Raw genomic sequence first — 1,219 nt, 5'->3', positions numbered from 1 at the left:
CGACGACGGCTCAACCGACGACGGCTCAACCGACGACGGCTCAACCGACGACGGCACGGTGGTACAGGGCAACGTGATCAAGAAGCCCAAGCTGAAGCCGCAGGTCGAAGGCAACCAGCTCGCGCAGACCGGACCCGAGACCACGATGCTGACGATCATCGGGCTCACGTTCCTGATGCTCGGCACCGCGATGCGGTTCGCGCAGGTTGGCGGACGCCGGGTCGTCACGGCGACGGGGCCCGACATGCTCGTAGCGAGGACGCTGGCGCTGGTCGAGCGGACGGTAAACCGGAACGCTCGCTGGGACTGCCGCCACTAAACATCTGGCACCCCCCACCAGAGAGAGGAACGACCCTAGGGTCGTCCCTCTTGCGGTGTCGGGAACGCTCAGCCCAGGAGCGCCTCGTCGCCGAGCGAGATCGATTCTGCCTCGCGAACGATGCCGTAGATCCCGGCGTGCTCGTCGTTGTGGTCTCGGACGGTTCGGAGCACGTCCCGGTCGACCGGCAGATCCTCTTGGGCGTGCGTGGTCATGACGCATCGCGAGCACGGCTTGGTGATCTCGATGAGCGCGCCGCCGAGCTCGAGCGTGCTCCCGACCCACTCCTCTTCCACGAAGCCCGGCTCGAGCGTCTCGAGGACGACGTTCGGCCGGAACCGTCTGGCGTCGAAGACACCGCCCGGCTGGAGCTCTGCGAGCCGGCCGAGCGTCGAGGTGGTCACGAAGTGCACGACCGAGGAGTCGAAGAACCCGCCGGCGCGTCCGCGGAAGGTCCCTTGCTCGTTCTCGATCACCGGGCGTTCCGTTCCCCCGTCGGCGAGAACGAGCTCGACGTCGCGGCCGAGCCAGCCGCCGATCACCTTCCCTGCCGCCGGGTCCCCAGCGTCGAGCGCCTCGCCGGTCGGGAGCTCGATCTGCACCTCGCGTCCGGACGTGCGGCTGCGGGCCGTCAGGAGGCGCGAGACCTTCTTCGCGCTGAGGAGGCGGCCGGTCTCGGCGTCGCGCAAGGCCCAGACGCGGTCGCCTTCGATACCGTTGGGCCCGAGCCACGCGCGCTCCACACGCTCCCCCAGCATGGACTTCACGGGGTAGCGCCAGAGGGCGGCGACGCGTCCGACGATCACGCGGTCACGCTACCAGCCGGGTTCACCCCTTGGCCGCGACGTGGTAGTTGTTGGCGATGTCCTCTGGGATCTCGAGAACGCCTCCTGCCCGTCG

The 1,219-nt window shown here is 68.7% G+C and carries 2 protein-coding genes; one reads left to right on the top strand and one right to left on the bottom strand.

Annotated features, from left to right (window positions below; genetic code table 11):
• A partial coding sequence (locus WEB06_11120; protein MEX2556170.1) for a hypothetical protein occupies positions 1-319 on the top strand: 319 nt, incomplete at its 5' end.
• Positions 320-387: 68 nt separating this feature from the next.
• Here the strand turns inward: WEB06_11120 and WEB06_11115 are convergent.
• Positions 388-1,125, bottom strand: coding sequence for an MOSC N-terminal beta barrel domain-containing protein (locus WEB06_11115; GenBank protein ID MEX2556169.1), 738 nt, complete (start codon positions 1,123-1,125; stop codon positions 388-390).
• Between the last annotated feature and the right edge of the window lie 94 nt (positions 1,126-1,219).

Source organism: Actinomycetota bacterium (assembly GCA_040905475.1).
Lineage (GTDB): Bacteria > Actinomycetota > AC-67 > AC-67 > AC-67 > DATFGK01.
The sequence above is the reverse complement of the archived record's forward strand: the minus strand, read 5'-3'. Positions and strand labels throughout refer to the sequence as shown.